We start from the raw sequence: 24250 nt of genomic DNA on the forward strand, positions 1-24250 counted from the left end.
CCGTCGCTCAGTTCGGCGGTGACAGAAGCCCTTCCAGGCTCGTCGCCGAATAACCACCGTCGCGGCACAACTGTACCGTGGGGGCGCGGCGCCCCGGGTACTCGATGCACGGCATGTTCCGTGCCCCGCGCACCGCGATGGGGGAGTCCGCCGGCAGCTTGCAGTACAGATCGGGCGGGGTGTCGGGCACGTCGAACTCGGTGGGTGAGCGCCGCTGTTCCGGCGGCAGGAAGCCGGTGATGCACGGTGGCGGGTCGTTGAAGGTCGCGGTGAAGTAGGTGTTCTGCGACGGGTTGTCGACATTGGGCAGACCCGCCGACTGGGTCGACGCCATGATCGACGGGAGCAGCACCAGCATCTGTTCGAGCGACGGCCGGTACACCGCGGCGACCTGCTCGACGGTGACGAGATTGGCGAGCAGCAGGGGGAGGGTCGGTTCGGCCTCCTCGAACAGTGCCTGCACCTGTGCGGCGGCGGGGGCCGTCACGCCGAGGAGTGTGCGCACGTCGCTGTCGGAGTCGCGCAGCTGCGCGGTGGTGCCCGCCAGGGAGGACGCCCAGCGGGCGATCGCATCCGACGACGCGACCTGCGTGTCGAGCAACGGGCCGACCTGATCGATCAGCGCCGCGGTGATGTCCGCGTTCGCAGCGGCCTCGGCGCTCACCGCCGCACCGGCCTCGACGAGGATCCGCAGGGCGTCGCCGGAATCGGCCACCGCTGTGTGGGTCTCGTCGAGCAGCAGGGCGAGGCGGTCGGGACCCACGGACTGCAGCGTGGCGTCGAGCTGGTCGAGTGCACCGCCGATCGGTTCTGGCACGGAGATGCGATCGCGGGGAACGATCGAGCCCGCGGTCAGATACGGGCCGTCCTCGCCGTCGGGCAGGAACTCGACGTACTGCTCGCCGATTGCCGACATGCTGCGGATCTGCGCCGCCGCATCGGCCGGCACCGGAACATCCGAGTCGAGTGACAGGACCGCCTCGGCGCCGCTCGTGGTCATGGTCAGCGACGTCACCCGGCCGATCTCGATGCCGCGGTAGGTGACGTTCGCCGAGGGATACAGGCCACCGGCGTCGGTGAGGTCGAGACGCACCTCGTAGCGCCCCACCCCGAGCAGGGCGGGCACATCGACGATGAACAGCGCGACGATCAGCACCGCCGCGATCCCGACCGAGAAGAACACCGCCAGTTTGCGGCGCAGCACCGCGGCCGGGCTCATCGGGTCGGCTCCGACACGGGCGGGACGAGCAGTGACACCAGATCCGGTACGGGTCGCCCGCCACCGGTGAGTGCGTTCTCGAAGGGCGTGCCGAGCAGCAGTGCGTTCTCGAGGGTCGGCAGGGTGAGGTCGAGGATGACCGTGCCGTTCGCGTAGTCGCCGCGCACCGCGTTGCGGTAGGTGTCGATGGGGAACGGGAAGGTCAGCAGGTAGCGCAACGACTCGGTGAGCGAGTCGCCCGCCGACGCGAGCGAGGCCAGCACCGGTTCGAGATCACGCAGATTCGCGACGACGTCGTCGCCGCTCGCCTCGACGACCTCGTTCGCGACGCGCCCGAACTGCCCGAGGGCGTCGGCGGCGCGGGTCAGGTCGTCGCGCTGGGTGGACAGCACCTCCATGGCGGGCGCGAGATCGTCCGTCGCCGCGGCGATCTCGGTGTTGTGCTCGGCGACCTCGACGGCGAGTGCGTCGAGCGATTCCATCGCGCTCACGATCTGCTCCTTCTGACCGTCCAGCCCGGCGAGCACCGCGTCGAGACGGGTGAGCAGGGCCCGCACCGACTCCTGCCGCCCGTCCATCGCCCGGTTGAGTTCGCGGGTGATCTCCTGGGCCTGGGCGAGACCACCGCCGCTGAGCACCAGCGACAGCGACGACAGGGTCTGCTCGGTGGTGGGGAACGCACCCGCCCGTTCGAGGGGGATGACGTCGCCGTCCCCGAGCCGGCCGCGGGCGGGTTCGGCGAGCGGGGGAGAGAGTTCGACGTGGGCGGACCCGAGCAGGCTCGTCTGCCCGATCTTCGCGACCGTGTTCTCCGGGAGCACCGTGCTGCCGTCGACCATCACCGTCACGAGCGCATGTCCGTCGCCGAGCCGCAGGTCGGCGACCCGCCCGACGGTGACGTCGCCGACGCGGACCCGCGAATTGCGTTCGAGGGTCGTGACGTCGGGCATCTCGATGGTCACGGCGAAGGCGTCGTCGCCGCGACCGTGTGTGCCGGGAAGCGGCAGGCTGTTCAGGCCGCGCCACTCGCACCCGGTGGTCAGTGCCAGGCACGCGAGGACACCGATCGTGCGCAGGACTCGTGTTCTCACGGCGCCCCCGGGGAGAGCAGGTCGGCCAGCGAGGTCGGCGAGTGCGCACCGGGCGCCGGCATCAACTCGGGCTCGGTGTAGACGAGCTGGTCGGGCAGCGCGCCCACGCCGCGCGTCGGATTGATGCGCACGGGCGGGTAGTCCATCGCGAGCAGCGGCAGGATCGGGCCGAGATACTGCACACACAGCTCGGACGCGGTGTGTGCGTCGACCTGCTCGGCCGCGGCGAGCGCGGAGCACACGAACTGGGCGGGATTGGCGAAGTTGGTCAGCGACAACGCCGAGACCACCGTGTTGTGCGCGGGCTGGTAGATGCCTTGCAGGTTCGACAACGCCGTCGGTGCGACGTGCAGTACCTGCGCGAGCCCGTCACGCTGCGCCGCCAGGGTCTCGGTCAGTGCGGCCGTGCGATCGACGGTCGTGTCGACGCGCTCGCGGTTGTCGCGGACGAACCGCTCGACGTCGACGAGGACGGCGTCGAGTCCCGCCAGGGCGGCGCCCATGTCGTCGCGGTTGGCGTCGAGGATCTCGGTGACGGACGCGAGCCGGTCGTGGAACGAGACGATCTGATCGCCGCTCATCGACAGCGCCTCGACGAACACCTGCAGGTTGCCGAGGGTGCCGAACAGGTCGTGCCGGCCGTCGGAGATCGTGCGCATCGCCGTCGCGAGTTGCTGCAGGCTGTCGCGCAGGGCGGGACCGTGTCCCTCGGCGTTGGCGGCCGCGACGTCGAGGACCTCACCGAGCGCGCCCTGCGGGTCGGTGTCGTCGGGCCCGAGTTCGGTCGTGAGCCGCGTCAGTTGTTCGGTGATCTCGTCCCATTCGACCGGGACCGCAGTGCGTTCGACGGGAATCGTTGCTCCCACCGGGAGTTCGGGTCCTCCCGTGTGCGGTGGGGTGAGCTGGACGAAGCGTGCCGAGACCAGGGTGGGGGCGACGATCGCGGCCTGCGCGTCGGCGGGGATGCGGCGGTCGGAGTCGACGTCGAAGCGCACGAGCACGCGATCGCCGCGCGGCTCGATCTTCGTCACGCGTCCCACCTCGACACCCATGACGCGCACGTCGTCGCCGACGTACAGGCCACGGCTCGAGGTGAATTCGGCCGCGTATTCGTCGGCCGACCGCCACGGCGCGACGGTGAACGACACCACCGCGACGACGGCGAGAAGCAGGATCGGGACACCCCACGAGATCAGGGGACGCAGTCGCGTCACGGTGTACCTCCCGGCGGCGTGATGCCGGCCTTCTCGAGCGCGGCGGTCAGGGCCGGCTCGATGATCTGCATGGGCAACAGGTTCTGGATGTACGAGTTGAAGAACGGGCCGGAGGCGACGGCCTCGCCGAGTTCGGTCGCGTACGGGCCCAGCCGCTCGATGGCCAGGGCGATGTCGTCGCGGTTGCGTTCGAGGATCCCGAGGACGGCGTTCAGCTTGCCCAGGGTGGGTTCGAGTTGTGCCTCGTTGTCGGCGACGAGATTCGAGATCTGGATCGACAGCGCATCGACGTTCGCGAACAGGGTCTCGAGAGCGGCTCGGCGACGGTGCAGTTCGCCGAGGATGCGGTCGGCATCGACGATCAGTGCATCGATCGCGTCGCTGCGCTCGGCGAGGACCTCGGTGACCTGTTCGGCGTGCGCGAGCAGCGCCCGCAGGGATTCGTCCCGCGACGCGACGGTCTCGGACAGTCGCCGCACACCGTCGAGCGCCGCACCGACGTCGTCGGGCGTCTCGCGCAGGGTGTCGGACAGCACTTCCATCGACTCGCGCAGTTGCTCGGTGTCGATCGCCGCGGCGGTGTCGGTGAGATCGCCGAGGGCGTCGGTCAACTGATAGGGCGCGACGGTGCGGTCGAGGTCGATGGTGGCGCCGTCCTCGAGTCGTCCCGGACCGGCGGGACGCACGCGCAGGTTCCGTGCCCCGAGCGCGGTGGCGGTGGCGATCTCGACGGTGGTGTCGGTGCCCAGGACCACCGCCCCGTCGACCGTGAACGTGACGGCCACGGCGTCGTGGTCGATGTCGATGTCGGTCACCCGCCCGGCGTCCTTGCCCGCGACCTGCACGGTGTCGCCGGTGTTCAGACCGCCGGCGTCGACGAATCTCGCCCGGTAGGTCGTGCCGCCGTCGAGGAACGGCAGGGAGCGGATGTTCAGGGCGCCGAGCACGAGCACGACGAGCACGATCGTGCCGACGACGCCGACACGCACGGGATTCATCTCGCGGAACTGGGTCATGCCGGAGCGCACCTGCCCGTCGTCTGCCCGAACAGCGGTGAGGTGACCTTGTTCCCGGACAGGTCGTTGATCTCGATGAGCATGCCGCACAGGTAGTAGTTGAAGAATCCGCCGTAGGCGCCGAGTCGCGTGAGGGCCTTGTAGGCGTCGGGGAGTTCGGTCGTCAGTTGCTCGACGGTGTCGCTGCGCGAGTCGACCTGCGCGGCGACGTTGCCGGTCTCGCGGATCGTGCCGGCGAGTGAGGTGCGGGACTGCGCGAGCAGATCGGTGAGCGACCCGCCGATCGCATCGATGTGGGTGACGGCGTCGCCGACGAGCGTGGCATCCTGCGCGAGTCGCGCGGCCACCTCGTGGGCACGCACCAGCGCGGTGTCGAAGGTGTCGCGGTGCGCGGCGAGATTCGCGAGCACCGAGTCGAGGTTCGTGATCACCTGCCCGACGAGAACGTCGCGGTCGGCGATGTGGGAGGTCAGCGAGGCCGCCTGGGCGAGGACGGATTCGACGGTGCCGCCCTGGCCCTGCAGCACGGTGATGAGATCGGCCGACAACCGGTTGACCTGTTCGGGTTCGAGCGCGCGGAACAACGGTGTGAAGCTGCCGATGAGCACGTCGAGATCGAGTGCCGGCCGGGTCCGGTCGGTGCCGATCGTCTCGCCCGCCGCCATGGGCGTGGGATCACCGGCGCCGTCGGACAATTCGAGATAGCGGTCGCCGACGAGGTTGAGATAGCGCACGGTGGCGATGCTCGCGCGGGTCGGGGTGTACGACGAGTCGACCTCGAAGGTCACGTCGATGCGGTTGTTCTCGGCGAACTCCACGGCGGTGACCCTGCCGACCTCGACTCCGGAGACGCGGACGAACTGGCCCTCCTCGAGACCGGAGACGTCGTCGAAGACCGCGTGGTAGCGCGTGTGTTCACCGAACCGGACCTGGCCGAAGACGACGAACAGTCCGGCGAGGATCAGAACCATGACGAGGGCGTAGATGCCCGCGGCGATCGCGGTGCGTGTCATCCGGCGCCTCCGGTGAGCAGTTCGAACAGCGAGTCGGGGACGAAGACCGGCGAGGTGTTGCCGGCCTCGAACGGGTTGGCGCCGGTGTTCGCCACGACGTACGGGGCGGGGGTCTCGTCGGCCGTCACGATCGGCAGGGGACCGCAGCGTGGCCCGCCGGTGGCCTCGACCACCGGAAGGTTGCGCGGATATTCGTACGGGTCGGTGCCGAGCAGGAAGGTCGACTTCAGCATCATCGACGAGCCGTTGCCGCCCGAGGCCGGTTCGGCGAGTTGCCGGGCACGGTCGGCGCCCTGCAGGAAACAGGGGAGGACCGGCGAGTACTCCTCGAGGAGAGAGGCCGTCGGGCGCAGCAGGTCGAGCACGTCGACGATCTGCTCGCTGTTCGGCTCGACCACGCGGCGACCGGCGTCGCCCATGCCGATCGCGGCGAGCAGGACGCGGTCGAGGTCGTCGGCGCGGTCGACGAGGGTCGTGCCGGTGACGGCGAGATTGTCGAACGACGCCACGATCCCGTCGGTGGCTCCGGCGTAGATGTCGGCGGTCGTCTCGGCGGCGGCGAGATCGCGTCGCAGTGTCTCTGTGCGTGGTTCGATCCGGGTGAGGACGGCGTCGGTGTCGACGAGCGCGCGGCCGAGCGACTCGCCCTGTCCGCGCAACGCCGACGACAGCGCACCGAGCGTGCGGTTCAGCTTCGCCGGATCGACCGCCTGCAGGACGTCGGACAGGGATTCGAAGACGGTGTTCGTCTCCACGGTCACGTTCGACGCGCGCAGCACCGTACCTTCGGTCAGTCCGACCGGGCCGGGTGACGGCGGGTCGGTGAGAGTGACGTACTTGGCGCCGAAGACCGTCGTGGCGCGGATGTCGGCGCCGGGGTCGGCGGGCAGCCGGGCGGCGGCGTCCGGATCCAGGCGCAGTTCGATCACCGCGCCGGACGGCGTCTGCTGCACCGTGGTGACGCTGCCGACGTGTACACCGTGCGCCTTGACCATGGCGCCGTCCTCGAGCATCAGACCGGAGCGGCCGCTCTCGACGGTCACCTTCACGCCGGGCGTGAACGAGCCGCGGAAGCCGTGGTAGACGAACACGAGAACGAGCGCGGAGACGACGACGAAGCAGATCGCAGCGACCTTCGGCAACCAGGTGGGCACGCTCCTCACCCCGCCAGATGCAGCTGGCGGCTGCTGCCATAGAGGACCAGGGAGATCAGCAGGGTCACCGTCACCACCGCGATGAGCGACATCCGCACCGCGCGACCCGTCGCGACACCGACACCGGACGGTCCGCCCGTGGCGGTGTAGCCGTAGTAGCTGTGCACGGTCATGACGACCACGGCCATGGTGATCGCCTGCCCGAAGGACCACAACACGTCGGTGGGACGCAGGAAGGTCGCGAAGTAGTGGTCGTAGACGCCGGGCGACTGGCCGAGCACCACGACGGTCGCGATGCGGCTCGACAGGAACGACGCCAGCACCGACAGCGAGTACAGCGGCACGACGGCGATCAGGCCCGCCAGGATCCGGGTGCCGACGAGATACGGCACCGATTTGATGGCCATGACCTCGAGCGCGTCGATCTCCTCGCTGATCCGCATCGCGCCGAGTTGCGCGGTGGTGCCGGCGCCGATGGTCGCGGCGAGACCGACACCGGCCGTCACGGGCGCGACGACCCGGACGTTGACGTAGGCGGACAGGAAACCGGTGAGCGCTTCGACACCGATGTTGCCGAGCGAGGTGAAGCCCTGAACGGCGACGGTCGCGCCGGCGAACAGGGTGAGGAAACCCATGATGGCGACGCTGCCGCCCACCATCGCGAGCACACCGGTGCCGAGACCGATCTCCGAGACGACGCGCAGTGTCTCGCGCGGATAGTGCCGGGCCGCTCGCACCGTCGAGAACAGCGCGCCGACGAGGAAGACGACCTGGCGCCCCAGGGTGTCGATGCTGCGCGAGATCCCGTGACCGATGCGGCGCACCACCTGCGCCGTCCGCCCGGTGGCCGCGCCCGTGACGCTCATCTGCCCATCACCGCGATCCCGATCGAGGTGAGCAGCATGTTGGCGAGGAACAACGCGACGAAGGCGAAGACCACGGTCTCGTTGACGGCCTCGCCGACGCTCTTCGGACCGCCGCTGACCGAGAGCCCGCGATGGCACGCGATCAGGCCCGCGAGCAGGCCGAAGACCGCCGCCTTGATCTCCGAGAGCAGCAGCTCACCGGGACCGACGAGCAACGTGACCCCCGCGGCGTACGCGCCGGGGTCGACGTTCTGGAGTGTCACCGAGAAGAAGAACCCGCCGATCAGGCCGATCGCGCACACCGCCCCGTTGAGCGTGACCGCGACGGCGGTCGACGCCAGTGCGCGCGGCAGCACGAGCCGGGCGGCGGGGTCGATGCCGAGTACCTCGAGCGCGGCGATCTCGTCACGGATGGTGCGGGAACCGAGGTCGGCGGCGATCGCGGTGGCGCCGGCCCCGGCGACGACCAGCACCGTCACGAGCGGGCCGATCTGTGTGATGGCGCCGAGCCCGGCGCCCGCTCCGCTCAGGTCGCCGGCACCGATCTCGAGCAGCAGCGAGTTGAGCGTGAACACGACGAGGACGGTGAACGGGACGGACATCAGGATCGTGGGCACGAGCGACACCCGGGCGATGAACCAGAACTGGGTGAGGAATTCGCGCCACTGGAAGCGGGAGCGGAACAGGGCGGTGAACGCGTCGAGGGACAGCGCATAGAAACCGCCGAGTGCGTGTGCGGTCGCGCGTGGCACCGATCCCATGAATCCTCGCTTCTTCCACGGTCGCATCGACGAAACCGCGTCCCGACCTCTCGGGTGCGCCGAACATACCCCAGGGTATGTAGAGCGGCAAGGGAGCGATCCCGGGTCCCGGGACGACGCTATCGCGCAGAAGTGCCGACGGAGGCGGGTTCGAGAAGGTGCACCAGTTCGTCTGACAACAGCCGGAATTCGGAATCACCACGTTCCCGGAGCCACACCGGATCGCTGCAGGACCAGCGTTCGGCAGCCAGGGAACGGGTCAGGACCTTGAAGGTCGCGGTGCGGGGGAACTCGCTGCAGACACGGATCAGACCGGGCATCTGCTTGGGTCCGAGATCGGTCTGCGCATCGAGGAAACGGGCGAACGCCACCGGATCGAAGTCGGAGCCTGCCGCCGGGATCACCGCGGCCATCACGCGGTCGCCGACGTTGCGGTCGGGCACCCCGTACACCGCGACCTGAGCGAAGCCCTCGTACCGCATCAGAATGCGCTCGATGGGTGCCGCACCGAGATTCTCCCCGTCCACCCGGAGCCAGCCCGAGCTGCGTCCGGCGAAGTAGACGAAGTCGTTCTCGTCCCGGTAGGCGAGGTCGCCGCTGTGATAGCGCCCGTCGCGGAGTCGTTCGGCGTCGGCCTCGGGATTGTTGTAATAGCCGTCGAACAGACCGGCGCCGCGCACGTTGACCAGTTCGCCCGTCGCGGCGTCGGCGTTGGTGATCCTGCCGTTCGCGTCGAACACCGCGGGAGGGCAAGGTCGCCCCGTCTCGGGGTCGAGGATCTCGATGCCCTCGGGAAGCCGACCGAGGGCGCCGGCCGGTGCGTCGGGTGCCGACGCGATCGCGATGCCGCCCTCGGTCGAGCCGAACCCGTCGACCACCCGCGCGCCGAAGCGCCGCGTGAACTCGGTGACGTCGGCGGCCGACGCCTCGTTGCCGTACACGATGCGCAGCGGGTTGTCGTGGTCGTCGGGCTGCTCGGGAGTCGCCACCACATACGACAGCGGCTTGCCGACGTAGTTCGCGAAGGTCACGCCGTAGCGGCGGACGTCGGAAAGGAAACCCGACGCCGAGAACCGGCGACGCAGGGCGATGCTGCCGCGCGCCGCGAGCCCGATCGACCAACCGGCGATCATCGCGTTGGAGTGGAACAGCGGCATCGACACGTACACGGTGTCGTCGGGGCCGAGACCGAACCGCGTGGCGAGCATCGTCGCGGGATCGGTGAACTTGCGGTGCGTGCACCGCACGGCCTTCGGGTCGCCGCTCGTGCCCGACGTGAAGATCAGCATGAACAGGTCGTCGGGGGAGGGCGCGGCAGTCTCCACGACGGTATCGGCGAACGGGGCGAGCATCGTCGTCCACTCGGGGGAGTCGACGTCGATCACCCGCACGTCGCCGAGATCCACACCGTCGAGCAGGGACGCATGGGCGGCCTCGGTGAACACGACCCGGCAGTCGGCGAGCGCGATGTCGCGGGCGAGCGCCGCGCCGCGCCGGGTCGTGTTCAGGCCCACCACCACCGAACCGGAGAAGGCTGCGGCGCCGAGCAGCAACGAGAACTCCGGGACGTTGTCCATGAGGATCCCGATGTGCTTCGGCGCCGGGTCGTCGAGCAGGTCGCGCAGCAGTGCGGCGCGTCGCCGGGACTGCGCGACGTGTTCGCGCCACGACAGTTCGGTCTCCTCGAAGCGCAGGCCTCGATCGTCGACGTCGGCGAGTCGTTCGAGCAGTTCGGTAACGGTGAGGGCGGTCATGCGATCAGGCCGGGACGTCGGCGAGTTCGCCTCCGAGCGCGCGCAACTGGTCGGTGGCGGAGCCGAGCAGGAACTCGTGGTGCTTGGCCGCGAGGAAGTAGCGGTGCACCGGATGGTCCTCGTCGAGCCCGACACCGCCGTGCACGTGCACGGTCGTGTGCGCGACACGGTGTCCCGCATCGGCCGCCCAGAAGGCCGCGGTGCGCAGGGCGTCGTCGTGACGCTCACCCGAAACCATCCGGAAGGCGGCCTGCCACAATGTCAGTCGCACCGCCTTGACGTCGATGTAGGCGTCGGCGAGTCGCTGGGAGACGGCCTGGAAACTGCCGATCGGGCGGTCGAACTGGACGCGTTCGCGCGCGTACTGCGCGGTGAGCTCGAGGGCCTGTTCGAGGACGCCGCACTGGTAGGCGGCGGAGCCGAGCAGGCTGCGGTCGCGCAACCACGTCGCCACGGCGACGCCGTCGGTGCCGAGAACACGGTCGGCCGGGAGCGGGACCTGCTCGAGGGTGACGATGCCGCGACTGTCGAAGTCGGTGGTCTGCTGCCGGGTGATCGAGACACCCGGATCGTCGGGTCGCACGAGGAACACCGCCACCGAGTCGCCGACGGTGGCCGGGACGAGGAAACCGTCGGCGACCGGCGCGGCGTCGACGACGATCTTCACGCCGTCGAGCACGTGCCCGTCGCCCGTGGCCTGCGCCCGGGTCGCGGGGGCCGTGGGGTCGGGGTTCAGTTCCTCGGCGAGCGCGGCGGAGAGGATCTGCTCGCCGGTCGCCGCGGGGCGTCCCCACTCGGCCTGCTGCTCGGCGGTGCCGAACTCCGCGATCGCCGACGCGCACGCGGCGATCGAGCCGATGTACGGGACGGCGGCGACGCCGCGGCCGAGTTCGCGCAGGATGCTCGCCTGCTCGAGCGGCCCGTACCCGTCTCCGCCCAGCGACTCGGGAAGCGCGGCGCCGAGCACGCCCGACGATGCGAGCGTGTCCCACAGGGTGCGGTCGAGGCGGTCCTCGGAGGCATCGAGTGTGCGCAGGTGCTCGTTGGTGACGATGTCCGCGACGATGCTGCGGGTCAGTTCTGCGAGATCCTGCTGGGCCTCGGTAAGGGTGAAGTCCACGGTGCGCGTCCTTTTCTAACGCTTGGCGGGCGGCTGGCCGAGAGCGGTCATCGCGATGATGTCGCGCTGGACCTCGTTGGTGCCGCCACCGAAGGTGAGGATGAGGGAACTGCGGTGCATGCGTTCGATCCGGCCGCGGAGCAGTGCGCCGGCCGAGTTCTGCCGTACCGTCGCCGCGGGTCCGAGGACCTCCATGAGCAACCGGTAGGCCTCGGTCGCGAATTCGGTGCCGAACACCTTGTTGGCCGAGGCGGCCTCCGGACCGAGCGGGGTCGTGCCGGCGCTCGAGGCGATGTCCCAGTTCATCAGCTGCAGGTATTCGGCCTTGGCATGGACGCGTGCCAGGTTGATCTGCACCCATTCCTGGTCGATCACCCGTCGTCCGTCGGGCAGGTGCGTCTCCTGCGCCCAGCGCCGGACCTCGGTCAGCGCGGTGCGCACGGGACCGGCGGAGGTGAGTGCGACCCGCTCGTGATTGAGCTGGTTGGTGATGAGCGCCCAGCCGCCGTCGACCTCACCGACGAGCGCGGACGCCGGGACGCGCACGTCCTGGTAGTAGGTGGCGCTCGTGTCGGGGCCGGCCATGGTGTGCACGGGGGTGTACGAGAAGCCGGGAGCGTCGGTCGGCACGATGAAGACGCTGATCCCCTTGTGCTTCTTGACATCCGGGTTGGTGCGCGCGGCGAGCCAGACGTAGTCGGCGTAGGCGATCAGGCTCGTCCACATCTTCTGCCCGTTGATGACCCACTCGTCGCCGTCGCGCACGGCGGTGGTGCGCAGCGAGGCGAGGTCGGTGCCGGCGCCGGGTTCGGAATAGCCGATCGAGAAGTGCAGTTCTCCCGCGGAGATGCGGGGGAGGAAGAACTCCTTCTGCTCGTCCGTGCCGTAGTGCATGATCGTCGGCGCGACCGAGTCGATGGTGAGGAACGGGACGGGCGCGCCGGCGATGGCCGCCTCGTCGGTGAAGATCAATTGGTCCATCGCGGAACGGTTCTGGCCGCCGTATTCCTCGGGCCACCCGAGGGTGAGCCAGCCGTCCTTGCCCATCTGCTGCACGACCTCGCGGTACACGTTGCCGGAGCCGTACTCCCCGGTCGTGGCCGCGAGTGCCTCGCGGCGCTCGGGGGTCATGATCTGTGCGAAATAGGCCCGCAATTCCTCGCGGAGGGCTTGTTGCCCGGGGGTGTAGGAGATGTCCACGAACGCTCCGTTTCGTCGCTGCGGGTCCCCGCGAATCGTCTCTGTGGGATCATCGCGAATCATTGCACAGAATTGGAACGCGTTCTAGTCTGGACGCGATCGGTCGGCGCGAATGTGAAGCGAGGTCTCCGGAATGGATGTCAAGGTCGACTTCGACCGCTGTGAAGCGAACGGCGTGTGTGTCGGGCTGGCGCCCGACGTGTTCGATCTCAACGACGACGACGAGCTGATCGTCACCCACCCCGTACCCGAGGGAAGTGAGGACGCCGTGCGTGAAGCCGTCGCCCAGTGCCCGCGTGCGGCGCTCGCGGAGGCGTGAGCGCCTCGCGGTGACCGGCACCGGCCCTTGCCGGGAAAAATAACAAGTTCTACATTTTCGGTGCCCCCGGGTCCTGGTGGGGAGAGTACCGGCGTGCGGCCGGCAATCGGCCCGAATCTCGAGGAGTACGTGGATGAGTGCGGACGCCAACGGTGGCGTGGGGAACGACGATCGGGTGTCTCTCGAAGGGCGGGTCGCCGTCGTCACGGGAGCCGGAGCAGGTCTCGGACGTGCCGAGGCGCTCGCGCTCGCGCGGGCCGGAGCGTCGGTGGTGGTCAACGATCTCGTGGAGAACGACGCGGTGGAGGACACCCTCGCGCGGATCCGCGATCTCGGTGCCGAGGCGGAGTTCGTGCCCGGCAGCGTCGCCGAGCGTGAGACGGCCGATGCGATGCTCGCCGCGGCGCAGGGCAAATTCGGCGGTCTCGACATCGTCGTCAACAATGCGGGCATCACTCGGGATCGGATGCTGCCCAACATGTCCGACGACGAATGGGACTCGGTGGTCGCCGTGCACCTGCGCGGTCACTTCCTACTCTCCCGCAATGCCGCGGCCTACTGGCGCGACCGGTCGAAGCAGGAGGGTGGCCCCGTCTACGGGCGCCTGGTCAACACGTCCTCGGAGGCCGGTCTGCTCGGTCCGCCCGGGCAGCCCAACTACGGCGCCGCCAAGGCCGGCATCACCGCACTCACCCTCTCGGCCGCTCGGGGTCTCGAGCGGTACGGGGTCCGGGCGAACGTGATCTGCCCCCGCGCGCGCACGTCGATGACCGAAGCGGTCTTCGGCGACGCCCCGGGGGACGGCATCGATCCGCTCTCGCCCGACCACGTCGCGAATCTGGTCGCCTATCTCGCCTCCCCGGCGGCCGATCGCGTCAACGGGCAGGTCTTCATCGTCTACGGACCCATGGTGGCCCTGATGGCCGCACCGGTCGTCGAGCAGCGTTTCGATGCCGACGGGCAGTGGACCCCAGCCGCGCTCGCCGACGAGCTCGGCGGTTACTTCGCCGATCGTGACCCGGGCCGGACGTTCTCGGCCTCGGCGGCACTCGATCTCTAGTTCCGGTCGTCCCTGCTGTTCCCGCTCGGGGACAGCAGGGGGCCGTGTCTTCGCCCCCGGGCCGGATCCTGCAACCACGGGTGACGGACACCGGGGATTCCGGTAGCGTCACGCCCACTCGGGCCGTTTCTCCGGCTCTCGCCAGGCCTCGTATTTCTGCCTGGTACGTGTTCTAGTTTTGTTTCGTCGTCACGACCCGCTCGCGAGTGTGACGACCTCCTGTGGCGACGTGGTCGAGCTCGGTTCCTGCGTCGAAAATCTCAGCGAAACCCCAGTGTAAACCCACTTATGAGCGTGTCGATGTGCGTCGGTCGACGCCCGTGTGTCCGTTCGGACGGAAATGGATCGAGATGCCCCTCGACGGATCTTTGACAGGTGAACACGTTCTAGTTAATATGACCCGGGTCACAGCACACGCCATCGATCGGCCGCGCGCCGACGACGTGAGGATCGAAGGGGGCACACGATGGTAGACCTCCTCGAGGTCCCCTTACGGGCCGTCGGCGGACTGTTCGCCATGACCGGCGAGACCGCCCGGGCAGCCTTTCGTCGCCCCTTCCAGCGGCGCGAGTTCATCGACCAGGCCTGGTTCGTCGCCCGCGTCTCGCTCGTGCCCACCGTGCTCGTCGCGGTGCCGTTCACCGTTCTGGTGAGCTTCACCCTCAACATCCTGCTCCGGGAGATCGGCGCGGCCGACCTCAGCGGAGCGGGTGCGGCCCTCGGCGCGGTGACGCAGGTCGGCCCCATGGTCACCGTGCTCATCGTCGCCGGTGCCGGCGCCACCGCGATCTGCGCCGATCTCGCGGCGCGCACCATCCGCGAGGAGATCGACGCGATGCGTGTGCTCGGCATCGATCCGATCCAGCGTCTCGTCGTGCCCCGGGTGCTCGCCTCCACCGTCGTCGCCCTGCTGCTCAACGGTCTCGTGTGCACGATCGGCATCCTCGGCGGGTTCGCCTTCTCGGTCTTCCTCCAGGACGTCAACCCCGGCGCGTTCATCAACGGCATCACCCTGCTCACCGGTTTCGGAGAACTGATGATCTCCCAGGTCAAGGCAGGCCTGTTCGGCATGATCGCGGGGCTGGTCGCGTCCTATCTCGGTCTCAATGTCAAAGGTGGAGCGAAAAGTGTCGGCGACGCCGTCAATCAGACGGTCGTGTTCGCGTTCATGGCACTGTTCGTGGTCAACCTCCTCGTCACGGCCGTCGGCATCAAGCTGACCGCGGGATGAGGGGAGCGGAGATTTCATGGCAGTGATGTCCTGGCGGTTCCCCCGTGCGGTTCGGCGCATGTCACGTGCGTCGTCCACGGTGGACCGAGTGGGGGAACAGGCGCTGTTCTTCGGGCGCGCCCTCGCGACGGTCCCCCGGGCACTGACGCACTACCCCAAGGAGACGGTGCGTCTGGTCGCCGAGATCAGCATGGGCACCGGCGCACTCGCCGTCATCGGCGGCACCGTTGTGATCGTCGGCTTCCTGACGCTCTTCACCGGCGGCATCATCGCCGTGCAGGGCTTCAGCTCCCTCGGCAACATCGGCGTCGAAGCGCTCACCGGCTTCTTCGCGGCCTTCATCAACGTGCGTATCGCGGCCCCGACGATCGCCGGCATCGGGCTGGCGGCCACCATCGGCGCCGGCTCCACCGCCCAGCTCGGCGCCATGCGTGTCTCCGAGGAGATCGACGCGCTCGAGACCATGGCGATCCCGTCCATCCCGTATCTGGTGTCCACGCGCGTGCTCGCCGGGATGATCGCGATCGTCCCGCTGTACTCGCTCGCCGTGATCGCCTCGTTCGTCGCCAGTCGTTTCGCGACGGTGGTGCTCTACGGCCAGTCGGCGGGCGTGTACGACCACTACTTCACGACCTTTCTGATACCCACCGACATCCTGTGGTCGTTCGTCCAGGCCATCGTGATGGCGATCGCCGTGATGCTCATCCACACCTACTACGGCTTCACCGCAGGTGGCGGCCCCGTCGGTGTGGGTGTCGCGGTCGGCAACGCGGTGCGGGCCTCGCTCGTCGCGGTCGTCACCGTCACCCTGCTCATCTCGCTCGCCGTCTACGGCGCGACCGGCAACTTCAACCTGTCGGGATAGGGCGCGCGACATGGACACTCCTTCGTGGAAGAAGAAGCTCGCCGCCTTCGGTCTCGTGGGCGGCCTCGCCGCGATCGTCGCGGTGGCACTGACGATGTTCGCCGGTGGGTTCACCTCGACGGTCCCGCTCACCGTCACCTCACCCCGCTCCGGTCTGGTGATGGAGCCCGACGCCAAGGTGAAGATGCGCGGCGTCGAGGTGGGCCGCGTGGCGTCGATCGAGCACACCCCGGCCGGTGCGGTCCTGCATCTCGACATGCAACCCGGGCAGATGCAGCTCATCCCGTCGAACGCGCGGGTGGCGATCGAATCCACCACCGTCTTCGGTGCCAAGTTCGTCGACATCGTCGTCCCCGACGATCCGTCCTCGGTGCCGATGCAGGAAGGCGCCGTGATCGCGGCCGACAACGTCACCGTCGAGTTCAACACGGTCTTCGAGCACCTGTCCGACGTGCTCGCCCAGATCCAGCCCGAGAAGCTCAACGCCACCCTCGGCGCGCTGTCGGAGGCGCTCAACGGACGCGGCGACGCCCTCGGCGCCGCATTGTCCGAGGCCGACGCGTATCTCGCCGAGATGAATCCGTCGCTGCCACAACTGCAGGCCGACCTCGTCTCGGCCGCGCAGGTCACCGACGTCTACGCCGACACGGCACCCGACCTCATGACCACGATCGGCAACGCCACCGACGTCGGCAACACCGTCGTCGACGAACAACAGCAACTCGACCTGCTGCTGATGAACCTCACCGGTCTCGCGAACACCGGACGGGACGTCCTGGGGGAGAACGAAGCACAGTTGACCACCGCACTCGACAGCCTGAGTCACACCACCGGCCTGCTCGGTGAGTACTCGCCCGAACTGACCTGCTTCATCGTCGGTCTCAACGACGCCCGGGTGGCGTTCGAGCCGATGGCCGGCACCGGCGAGTACGCGGCCCTGACCCTGAGCACGAGCTTCATGGGTGGTGCCACGCCGTACGACGACGCCCAGGATCTGCCCGTGGTCGGCGCGAGCGGCGGCCCGAACTGCTGGGGTCTGCCGAACTTCGACCCGCGCCGCGACGGTCACGCGCCGTTCGTCGTGTCGAACACCGGTGAGACGCCCTACAAGCCCGCAACGGAGGCCTGGATCCGCTACCCGACGATCTTCCAGTACCTGTTCGGCGACCATCTCGCGGGCGGGCGGTGACCATGAGAGCGACCACCGTCAAGTTCCTGATCTTCGCCGTCACGATGGCATTGATCTTCGCCGGGCTGGCCGTCGTGTTCAGCCAGGCGCGGTTCACCGGCACCGAGAACTACCGGGCCACCTTCACGGACGTCTCCGGTCTCGGTACCGGCGACAAGGTCCGCATCGCCGGGGTGCAGGTCGGCTCCGTGAAGAAGGTCGACATCGGCCGCGACAACACCGCCGAGATCGAGTTCGACGTGGACGCGAAACACACGCTGTTCACCAGCACCCGCGCCACCGTGCGGTACGAGAACCTCGTCGGCGACCGGTATCTCGAACTGCTCGAAGGTGCCGGCAGCGTCGACGTCCTGCCCGCCGGTGGCAGCATCCCGATCGAACAGACCGAACCGGCCCTCGATCTCGACCTGCTGCTCGGTGGGTTCAAGCCGCTGCTGCAGGGCCTCGACGCGCAGCAGGTCAACGACCTCTCCGGAGCACTGTTGCAGGTCTTCCAGGGACAGGGCGACACGCTCGTGTCGCTGCTGGGGAACACCAACTCGTTCACCAACTCCCTCGCCGACCGCGACCAGCTGATCGGCGACGTCATCGACAACCTCAACGCCGTCCTCGGCACGATCGACGACCACGACCGCGAGTTCGAGAACACGATCGACCAGCTGCACACCCTGGTGCGCGGGCTGTCCGCCGACCGTGATCCCATCGGTGCGTCGATCCCGCAGATCGCCTCCGGCACCGCGGATCTCGCCGCACTGCTGCAGAACAACCGGCCCGACCTGCAGTCGGTCATCGCCGAGACGAACCGCACCATGACCCAGCTCGACCTCGGCAAGGACGACATCAACCGCACGCTCGAACGCCTGCCCTCCGATTACAAGAAACTCATCCGCGTGGGTGCATACGGCAACTTCTTCCAATTCTTCCTCTGTGCCAATACTTTCAAGTTCTCCGGACCGGACGGCACCACCATCCGGTACACCACGGCGAACCACGACACGGGAAGGTGTGCGAAGGTCGAATGAGTGCACCCCGTGACCCCAACTACATCCGGACGGGCATCATCGGCCTGGCCGTGTCCGCCGCGATCGTGCTCGCCGGTCTGCAGTACGACCAGCTGCACTTCCTCTCCGGTGGCCTGAGCTACTCGGCCCGTTTCCAGGACGCCGGTGGCCTCGTCCCCGGCGACGACGTCATGCTCGCCGGCGTGAACGTCGGCGACGTCACCGACGTGCGGCTCGACGATCAGGCCGTGCTGGTCACCTTCCGTATCCGCGACGGCATCGGGCTCGGCGACACCACCGGTGCCGACATCAAGACCAACACCGTCCTCGGCCGGAAGTCCCTGGCGCTACGCCCCGGTGGCGACGGCGTGATGCGCCCGGGCTCGGTGATCGCGCTCGAACGCACCAACTCGCCGTACTCGCTGACCGACGCTCTCGGCGACCTCACGACGTCGGTCTCCGAACTCGACACCGACCGGATCAACGAGTCGCTCGACGCGTTGTCGCAGTCGCTCGAGAACACCCCGCCCGAGATCCAGGGCGCATTGGAGGGCATGACCCGCCTGTCGCAATCGATCAACGCCCGCGACGAATCGCTGGACCAGCTGCTCGAACGCGCCGAGGGCGTGACGAGCATCCTCGCCGAGCGCAGCGACCAGGTCAACGCGCTCATCGTCGACGCGAATGCGCTGTTCGGCGAACTGAGTCTGCGCCGCGACGCCATCACCGAACTGATCGCGAACATCTCGTCCGTCTCGCGTCAGCTCACCGGCCTCGTGCAGGACAACCAGGCGCAGATGGCACCGACGCTCGAGAAGCTCAACCTCGTGACGGCCAACCTGCAGGCGAACAAGGAGAACATCGCCGGCGCACTCGACGGTCTGGGCCCGTACATCAGCGCACTCGGCGAATCCGTCGCCAGCGGACCGTTCTTCAACGCCTATGTGTCCAACATTCTGCCGGCACCGTGGTGGAAGGCCGTGGTGGACAGCCAGGTCGCACCCGATCTCCTCCCCGAGGATCTGCAGGACGTGATCCCGGACGAACCCCCGACGATCAAGAGGGACGGCGAATGAGTACCGATACCGCCGCAACGACCCGGCGGCGCCCACCCTGGCTGATGGCGGCGATCATCGGTGCCGTCGTCGTGCTCGTGCTCGGCGCCCTCGCCGTGTTCGTCCTGCCGGACCTCGGCAAGCGCACCATCCACGCCGAATTCGCTTCCACCAGCGGCCTGTACGAGGGCGACGACGTGCGGGTGCTCGGAGTGTCGGTGGGACGCATCAGCGACATCGAACCCCGCGACGATCTCGTGCGCGTGACGATGCAGGTCGACAGCGGCGTCGAGATCCCGTCCGACGCGAAGGCCGTCGTCATCGCGCAGAGCCTCGTCTCGGCGCGTTTCGTCCAGCTCACCCCGGTCTACTCGGGTGGTCCGACGATCGAGGACGGCACGACGATCCCGATGCAGCGCACGGCCTCTCCGGTCGAATGGGACCAGATCAAGACCGAACTGATGCGGCTGTCCGAAGCGCTCGGACCCGAGGAACTCGACCCGCAGGGATCCCTCGGCCGGTTCATCGACACCGCGGCCGACAATCTCGAGGGCAACGGGCAGACCGTGCGTGCGGCCCTGCGCGAGCTGTCGGACACCATGCGCACGCTCTCCGAGGGGCGCACCGACCTGTTCTCGACGATCCGCAACCTGCAGACCTTCGTGTCGGTCCTCTCGTCGAGCAACGAGCAGATCGTGCAGTTCGGCGGTCGACTCGCGTCGGTCTCGGACGTGCTCGCGCAGAGCTCCGACCAGCTCGGAGTCTCGTTGTCCGAGTTGAACATCGCCGTCGGCGACGTACAGCGGTTCGTGCAGGACAACCGGGCCGGTCTCACCGAATCGGTGCAGCGACTGGCCGACGCGACCGAGGTGCTCGCCCGCAAGCGACCCGAGATCGAGCGGGTGCTGCACTCGGGCCCGACCTCCCTCGCGAACTTCTACAACATCTACAAGCCGGCGCAGGGTTCGCTCACGGGTGCACTCGCGATCAACAACCTCGCCAACCCCGTCGAGTGGATGTGCGGGTCGGTCGCGGCCGCCGCCAACGCAACCTCCGAGCGCAGCGAGGAACTGTGCCGCCAGCAGCTGGGACCGGTGCTGTCGTCCATCAACGCCAACTACCTTCCGCTGCTGGTCAACCCGCTGGCCGGTGTGCAGGCCTTCGACGGCGACATCGTCTACACCGAACCCTGGCTCGAAGGGGCGTCGGAAGGACGCGGCACCGCACCCGGTCCGTCGCTGTCGGAAGCGGCGTCGCCGCTCGACGGGATCCTCGGCGGCCTGCCGTCGCTGCAGGTCCCGCAGGATCTCGGTTCCCTGCTGCAGCCGGGAGGAGGACGATGACCGGCCGATCGATGTTCCGCCGCCTCGGTGTCGCGGTCACCGCCGTCGCGGTGGGCACGACACTCACCGCGTGCGAGTGGGGTGGGCTCAACTCGATTCCCATGCCCGGCACCGCCGGACGCGGAGAAGGCGCCTACCGGGTGCAGATCGAGATGCCCAACGTGACGACCCTGACCCAGAACTCGCCCGTGCGGGTCGACGACGTCACCGTCGGGTCGATCTCGGGGATCGAACTCGACGGCTGGCACGCGCTCGTGACGGTCTCGCTCGACGAAGGCGTGATCGTTCCGGCCAACTCGCTCGCGCGGATCGGTCAGACGAGCCTGCTCGGATCGCAGCACCTCGAACTGATCCCGCCCGTCGGCGAACCCCCGGAGGGCCGCCTCGAGGACGGCGACGTCATCCCGCTCGAACGCGCCGGTGCGTATCCGACCACCGAACAGACGCTCTCGTCGTTGTCGGTGGTGCTCAACGGTGGTGGACTCGCGCAGATCAACGACATCACCACCGAGCTGAACGCGGCGCTCGTCGGCCGGGAGGACTCGATCCGGAACCTGCTCCCGCGCCTGGACGAACTGGTCTCCACTCTCGATACGCAGCGCGGTGACATCATCGCCGCGCTGGAGGGCATGGACCGTCTGGCGGCGACCGTGAACGACCAGAACGCGACACTCGTCCGGGCTCTCGAGGAACTGCCGCCCGCGATCGAGGTGCTGGCCGACCAGCGCTCGAACCTCACGGCCGCGATGAGTTCGCTCGGCGAGCTGAGCACCGTGGCCAGCCGGGTCGTGGAGACCTCGAACGACGACCTGAAGGCGAACCTCGAGGGGCTCGCACCGACGTTGAAGGCGCTGGCCGATTCGGGCAGTGCCCTGACCGAGGTGCTCGGTGTGCTGCTCACCTATCCCTTCCCGCAGGCGGGCATCAACAACATCATCCGCGGCGACTACGCCAACCTCGCGATGACGATCGACCTCAGTCTCGAACGTCTCGACCTGAACTTCCTGTCCGGGACGCCGCTCGCGGGACGTCTCGCGGGTCCGGAGGGGATCCTCGGCCGCGACGCGGGACTCGCTGCGCAGGCGACCGATCCGTTCCGTGCACCGCTCGAACCGCCACCGCCGCCACCGCCCGGTCCCGAAGGGAAACTGACGATCCCCGGCATCGGTGAGATCACCATTCCCGGCCTTCCCCTGGGGGTGCCCGCACCATGATGCTCACGCGGTTCGTCCGCATCCAGCTCACGATCTTCGCGATCCTCACGGTCGTCGGACTCGTCGTGATGTCGCTGATGTACGTGCGGCTGCCCGCCCTGTTCGGGGTCGGGCGGTACGAGGTGGTCGTCGAACTCCAGTCGACCGGCGGCCTGTACCCGCATTCGAACGTCACCTACCGCGGCAACACCGTCGGCACCGTCCGGAGCGTCTCGCTGTCGCCGGTGGGCGTCGAGGCGAAGTTGTCCATCGACAGCGACGCGAAGATCCCCGCCGACGTCGACGCGGCCGTGCGCAGCGTGTCGGCGGTCGGCGAACAGTACGTCGATCTCGTGCCCCGGGCCGACGGCTCGGGCGGTGAACGTCTGGCCGACGGCGACGTGATCCCGGTCGACCGCACGACGGTGCCCCAGGAGGTCGGTGCCCTGCTCGACCAGGCCGACGTGCTGCTCGCCTCGATCGGCGACACGCGACTGCAGACGGTGGTCGACGAGGCGTTCGACGCGTTCAACGGCTCCGGACCCGAACTGCAGGAACTGATCGACTCGACGCGCCTGTTCGTGCAGGAGGCCTCGGCGAACAGCGCCGAGACACGGCAGTTGATCGATCAGATCGGTCCGCTGCTCGACACGCAGGTGGTCACGAGCGACGCCATCCGGTCGTGGACACGCGACATGGTGACCTTCACCGATCGTCTGCGCGAGAGCGATCCCGACCTGCGGGCCCTGCTCGACGTCGGGCCGGGAGCCGCTGCCGAAGCCGAATCGTTGCTGCAGGACCTGAAACCGACACTGCCGCTGCTGCTCGCGAATCTGGTGAGCGTCGGCGAGGTGGGCGTCATCTACAACGCCGGCATCGAACAGATCCTGGTGCTGTACCCGCCGATGACGACGGCCCTGATCACCGCGGCCGGCGACGGCCCACCCGAGGACGGTGCCGTGGTGGACTTCCATCTGCAGCTGCACGATCCGCCGCCGTGCCTGGCCGGTTTCGTGCCGCCGGAACAGTGGCGCAGCCCGGCCGACACGTCCATGGTCGACACCCCGGGCGACGTCTTCTGCCAACTGCCGCAGGACTATCCGAATGCGATCCGCGGTGCCCGGAACCTGCCGTGCATGGAGTACCCGGGCCGTCGCGCACCGACGCCCGACATGTGCCGCACCGGGTACAGCCCCACCTACTCGGACAATCCGTGGACCGGGCCGCCCACGCCGGTGGCCTCGGAGAACGTCGCACCCACACCCGCCTCCTACGGCGGGGGAGACGACACGGCTCCCGCCGGGGTCGCGGCGCGACGGATCGATCCGCAGACCGGGACGTACATTGGTCCCGACGGCACCGTGTACACGCACGCCGATCTCGGTGGAGATCGGAGCTTGGAGAGTTACATGAAGGCGCAGCAGGGCTGATGGCAGACGAGATCGACAAGAAGACGAAGCCGAGATGGGCCAAGCCGGTCGCGATCATCGCGTCCGTGCTGGTGATCGCACTCGTGGCGGTCGGGGCCTGGCTCATCGTCGACCGGCAGTCCGCGAACGAACGCGACGAGCGTCGGGAGGCGTACCTGCAGGCCGCGCGGCAGACGGTGCTCAACCTGACCACCATCAACGCCGACACCGCCGACGCCGACGTCGCGCGTCTGCTCGAAGGCGCGACGGGTGATTTCAAGGCCGAGTTCGAGGGCCGCGAAGGACCTTTCGTGGAGGTCGTGCAGCAGGCCGGTGTCGACACCACCGGTGAGGTCCTCGAGGCGGGGATCCAGAACGAGGACGGCACGTGCGCGTCGTCGCTCGTCGCCTCCCGCGCGATGGTGAGCAACGCCGACCAGACCGAACCCGAAGCGCGCGACTTCCGTCTGCGGGTGACGATCTGCGACGAGAACGGCAGATTGTTGGCGTCGAAGGTGGAGTTCGTGCCGTGACCGACGAGAAGGACGATCGCGTGACGCTCGACAAGACCGACGAAGCCGTGTCCGGCACTGTGTCCGACAAGACCGAGGAGACGGGCGGATCCACCGCCGCCGGCGAGACCTCGGCCGCCGCCGCCTCGGTCCCGGACGCGACTTCGGATCCGAAGGCCTCGTACCTCCCGCACATCGCGATCGGATTGTCGATCGTGGCACTGGTTTTCGCGGTCCTGGTGGGGTGGCTCGCCTACGGTACCGTCCAGCAGTCCGCCGCCGAGACGGCGCGGACGGAGGCGCGGGTCGCTGCGGAGGAACAGGCGGTCGCGATGCTCGCCTACACCCACGACCAGGTGGACGCGCAGACCGACGCTGCCGCGGAGGGTCTCACCGGCGACTTCCGCGACGAGTACACCAATCTGATGAAGAACATCATCGCGCCGGGCGCCAAGGAGAAGGCGATCAGCGTGCAGGTGAGCGTGCAGGCGTCGTCGGTGGTCTCCGCCGACGCCGACAACGCCGTGACCCTGCTGTTCCTCAACCAGATCACGACGAGTTCGGAGAACCCCGAAGCGGTGAGCAGCGGCAGCCGGGTGCGCGTCGAACTCGAAAAGCAGGACGGGCGTTGGCTCGTCAGCCGACTGACCCCGATCTAGGAGAGA

Annotated in this window: 23 protein-coding genes; 12 read left to right on the top strand and 11 right to left on the bottom strand. The window is 68.5% G+C overall.

The features are described 5' to 3' along the window. Positions 1-7: 7 nt before the first annotated feature. From CKW34_RS03355 to CKW34_RS03405, 11 genes are all read right to left on the bottom strand, one after another. Positions 8-1219: an MCE family protein gene (locus CKW34_RS03355; protein ID WP_059382477.1), complete on the bottom strand. Its 1212-nt coding sequence runs from the start codon at positions 1217-1219 to the stop codon at positions 8-10. Then, a complete protein-coding gene (locus CKW34_RS03360) occupies positions 1216-2310 on the bottom strand; it encodes an MCE family protein (RefSeq protein ID WP_080968258.1) in 1095 nt (364 codons plus the stop codon). The genes CKW34_RS03355 and CKW34_RS03360 overlap by 4 nt, the downstream gene beginning before the upstream one ends. After that, positions 2307-3524 (bottom strand): MCE family protein, encoded by a 1218-nt coding sequence (locus CKW34_RS03365; protein WP_059382476.1) that lies wholly within the window; start codon positions 3522-3524, stop codon positions 2307-2309. The genes CKW34_RS03360 and CKW34_RS03365 overlap by 4 nt, the downstream gene beginning before the upstream one ends. Beyond that, positions 3521-4540 (bottom strand): MCE family protein, encoded by a 1020-nt coding sequence (locus tag CKW34_RS03370; RefSeq protein WP_231921789.1) that lies wholly within the window; start codon positions 4538-4540, stop codon positions 3521-3523. The genes CKW34_RS03365 and CKW34_RS03370 overlap by 4 nt, the downstream gene beginning before the upstream one ends. Beyond that, a complete protein-coding gene (locus CKW34_RS03375; protein WP_059382474.1) occupies positions 4537-5553 on the bottom strand; it encodes an MCE family protein in 1017 nt (338 codons plus the stop codon). Before CKW34_RS03375 ends, CKW34_RS03370 begins: the two co-directional genes overlap by 4 nt. Next, positions 5550-6707: an MCE family protein gene (locus CKW34_RS03380; protein ID WP_064059857.1), complete on the bottom strand. Its 1158-nt coding sequence runs from the start codon at positions 6705-6707 to the stop codon at positions 5550-5552. The genes CKW34_RS03375 and CKW34_RS03380 overlap by 4 nt, the downstream gene beginning before the upstream one ends. A gap of 5 nt (positions 6708-6712) precedes the next feature. Further along, positions 6713-7573 carry an MlaE family ABC transporter permease gene (locus tag CKW34_RS03385; protein WP_059382472.1) on the bottom strand — a complete coding sequence of 287 codons (861 nt, stop codon included), beginning with the start codon at positions 7571-7573 and terminating at the stop codon, positions 6713-6715. After that, a complete protein-coding gene (locus CKW34_RS03390) occupies positions 7570-8334 on the bottom strand; it encodes an MlaE family ABC transporter permease (protein WP_016692401.1) in 765 nt (254 codons plus the stop codon). The genes CKW34_RS03385 and CKW34_RS03390 overlap by 4 nt, the downstream gene beginning before the upstream one ends. 119 nt (positions 8335-8453) lie before the next feature. Continuing rightward, positions 8454-10088, bottom strand: a complete 1635-nt coding sequence (locus CKW34_RS03395; protein WP_059382471.1) for a long-chain-fatty-acid--CoA ligase — start codon at positions 10086-10088, stop codon at positions 8454-8456. Positions 10089-10092: 4 nt separating this feature from the next. Continuing rightward, on the bottom strand, positions 10093-11208 hold the full coding sequence (locus tag CKW34_RS03400; protein WP_059382470.1) for an acyl-CoA dehydrogenase family protein: 1116 nt from the start codon (positions 11206-11208) through the stop codon (positions 10093-10095). A 15-nt stretch (positions 11209-11223) separates the two neighbouring features. Then, positions 11224-12408: an acyl-CoA dehydrogenase family protein gene (locus tag CKW34_RS03405; RefSeq protein ID WP_016692404.1), complete on the bottom strand. Its 1185-nt coding sequence runs from the start codon at positions 12406-12408 to the stop codon at positions 11224-11226. A 133-nt stretch (positions 12409-12541) separates the two neighbouring features. Between CKW34_RS03405 and CKW34_RS03410 the strand changes: the two genes are divergently transcribed. The 12 genes from CKW34_RS03410 to CKW34_RS03465 all read left to right on the top strand — a co-directional run bounded on the left by CKW34_RS03410 (position 12542) and on the right by CKW34_RS03465 (position 24244). Then, positions 12542-12727 carry a ferredoxin gene (locus CKW34_RS03410; protein WP_016692405.1) on the top strand — a complete coding sequence of 62 codons (186 nt, stop codon included), beginning with the start codon at positions 12542-12544 and terminating at the stop codon, positions 12725-12727. Positions 12728-12860: 133 nt separating this feature from the next. Then, entirely contained in the window at positions 12861-13787 is a 927-nt protein-coding gene (locus tag CKW34_RS03415) for a 3-oxoacyl-ACP reductase (RefSeq protein WP_059382469.1), read from the top strand. 466 nt (positions 13788-14253) lie between these two features. After that, positions 14254-15018, top strand: coding sequence for an MlaE family ABC transporter permease (locus tag CKW34_RS03420; protein ID WP_006551898.1), 765 nt, complete (start codon positions 14254-14256; stop codon positions 15016-15018). Positions 15019-15034: 16 nt separating this feature from the next. Then, positions 15035-15883, top strand: coding sequence for an MlaE family ABC transporter permease (locus tag CKW34_RS03425; RefSeq protein ID WP_059382468.1), 849 nt, complete (start codon positions 15035-15037; stop codon positions 15881-15883). 10 nt (positions 15884-15893) lie between these two features. Beyond that, positions 15894-17072, top strand: a complete 1179-nt coding sequence (locus tag CKW34_RS03430; protein ID WP_059382467.1) for an MCE family protein — start codon at positions 15894-15896, stop codon at positions 17070-17072. A 2-nt stretch (positions 17073-17074) separates the two neighbouring features. Further along, the gene (locus CKW34_RS03435) at positions 17075-18094 is read left to right on the top strand and encodes an MCE family protein (protein WP_059382466.1); all 1020 of its coding nucleotides are present in this window, start codon (positions 17075-17077) and stop codon (positions 18092-18094) included. Next, positions 18091-19149, top strand: coding sequence for an MCE family protein (locus tag CKW34_RS03440; protein ID WP_033096864.1), 1059 nt, complete (start codon positions 18091-18093; stop codon positions 19147-19149). The genes CKW34_RS03435 and CKW34_RS03440 overlap by 4 nt, the downstream gene beginning before the upstream one ends. After that, positions 19146-20471: an MCE family protein gene (locus CKW34_RS03445; RefSeq protein ID WP_059382465.1), complete on the top strand. Its 1326-nt coding sequence runs from the start codon at positions 19146-19148 to the stop codon at positions 20469-20471. Before CKW34_RS03440 ends, CKW34_RS03445 begins: the two co-directional genes overlap by 4 nt. Then, on the top strand, positions 20468-21685 hold the full coding sequence (locus CKW34_RS03450; RefSeq protein WP_016692412.1) for an MCE family protein: 1218 nt from the start codon (positions 20468-20470) through the stop codon (positions 21683-21685). Before CKW34_RS03445 ends, CKW34_RS03450 begins: the two co-directional genes overlap by 4 nt. Further along, entirely contained in the window at positions 21682-23094 is a 1413-nt protein-coding gene (locus CKW34_RS03455; protein WP_059382464.1) for an MCE family protein, read from the top strand. The genes CKW34_RS03450 and CKW34_RS03455 overlap by 4 nt, the downstream gene beginning before the upstream one ends. Continuing rightward, the gene (locus CKW34_RS03460) at positions 23094-23606 is read left to right on the top strand and encodes a hypothetical protein (protein ID WP_016692414.1); all 513 of its coding nucleotides are present in this window, start codon (positions 23094-23096) and stop codon (positions 23604-23606) included. Before CKW34_RS03455 ends, CKW34_RS03460 begins: the two co-directional genes overlap by 1 nt. Beyond that, a complete protein-coding gene (locus CKW34_RS03465; RefSeq protein ID WP_059382463.1) occupies positions 23603-24244 on the top strand; it encodes a hypothetical protein in 642 nt (213 codons plus the stop codon). Before CKW34_RS03460 ends, CKW34_RS03465 begins: the two co-directional genes overlap by 4 nt. Positions 24245-24250 lie beyond the last annotated feature (6 nt).

It is taken from the genome of Rhodococcus rhodochrous, from assembly GCF_900187265.1.
GTDB classification, from domain to species: Bacteria; Actinomycetota; Actinomycetes; order Mycobacteriales; family Mycobacteriaceae; genus Rhodococcus; species Rhodococcus rhodochrous.

What these genes read in the sequence shown, in the direction of transcription:
- CKW34_RS03445 (WP_059382465.1), top strand. Translation starts at nt 19,146, where the DNA reads ATGAGTACCGATACCGCCGCAACGACCCGGCGGCGCCCACCCTGGCTG.
- CKW34_RS03455 (WP_059382464.1), top strand. Translation starts at nt 21,682, where the DNA reads ATGATGCTCACGCGGTTCGTCCGCATCCAGCTCACGATCTTCGCGATC.
- CKW34_RS03460 (WP_016692414.1), top strand. Translation starts at nt 23,094, where the DNA reads ATGGCAGACGAGATCGACAAGAAGACGAAGCCGAGATGGGCCAAGCCG.
- CKW34_RS03355 (WP_059382477.1), bottom strand. Translation starts at nt 1,219, where the DNA reads ATGAGCCCGGCCGCGGTGCTGCGCCGCAAACTGGCGGTGTTCTTCTCG.
- CKW34_RS03435 (WP_059382466.1), top strand. Translation starts at nt 17,075, where the DNA reads ATGAGAGCGACCACCGTCAAGTTCCTGATCTTCGCCGTCACGATGGCA.
- CKW34_RS03450 (WP_016692412.1), top strand. Translation starts at nt 20,468, where the DNA reads ATGACCGGCCGATCGATGTTCCGCCGCCTCGGTGTCGCGGTCACCGCC.
- CKW34_RS03415 (WP_059382469.1), top strand. Translation starts at nt 12,861, where the DNA reads ATGAGTGCGGACGCCAACGGTGGCGTGGGGAACGACGATCGGGTGTCT.
- CKW34_RS03390 (WP_016692401.1), bottom strand. Translation starts at nt 8,334, where the DNA reads ATGGGATCGGTGCCACGCGCGACCGCACACGCACTCGGCGGTTTCTAT.
- CKW34_RS03370 (WP_231921789.1), bottom strand. Translation starts at nt 4,540, where the DNA reads ATGACCCAGTTCCGCGAGATGAATCCCGTGCGTGTCGGCGTCGTCGGC.
- CKW34_RS03420 (WP_006551898.1), top strand. Translation starts at nt 14,254, where the DNA reads ATGGTAGACCTCCTCGAGGTCCCCTTACGGGCCGTCGGCGGACTGTTC.
- CKW34_RS03425 (WP_059382468.1), top strand. Translation starts at nt 15,035, where the DNA reads ATGGCAGTGATGTCCTGGCGGTTCCCCCGTGCGGTTCGGCGCATGTCA.
- CKW34_RS03430 (WP_059382467.1), top strand. Translation starts at nt 15,894, where the DNA reads ATGGACACTCCTTCGTGGAAGAAGAAGCTCGCCGCCTTCGGTCTCGTG.
- CKW34_RS03375 (WP_059382474.1), bottom strand. Translation starts at nt 5,553, where the DNA reads ATGACACGCACCGCGATCGCCGCGGGCATCTACGCCCTCGTCATGGTT.
- CKW34_RS03410 (WP_016692405.1), top strand. Translation starts at nt 12,542, where the DNA reads ATGGATGTCAAGGTCGACTTCGACCGCTGTGAAGCGAACGGCGTGTGT.
- CKW34_RS03440 (WP_033096864.1), top strand. Translation starts at nt 18,091, where the DNA reads ATGAGTGCACCCCGTGACCCCAACTACATCCGGACGGGCATCATCGGC.
- CKW34_RS03395 (WP_059382471.1), bottom strand. Translation starts at nt 10,088, where the DNA reads ATGACCGCCCTCACCGTTACCGAACTGCTCGAACGACTCGCCGACGTC.
- CKW34_RS03385 (WP_059382472.1), bottom strand. Translation starts at nt 7,573, where the DNA reads ATGAGCGTCACGGGCGCGGCCACCGGGCGGACGGCGCAGGTGGTGCGC.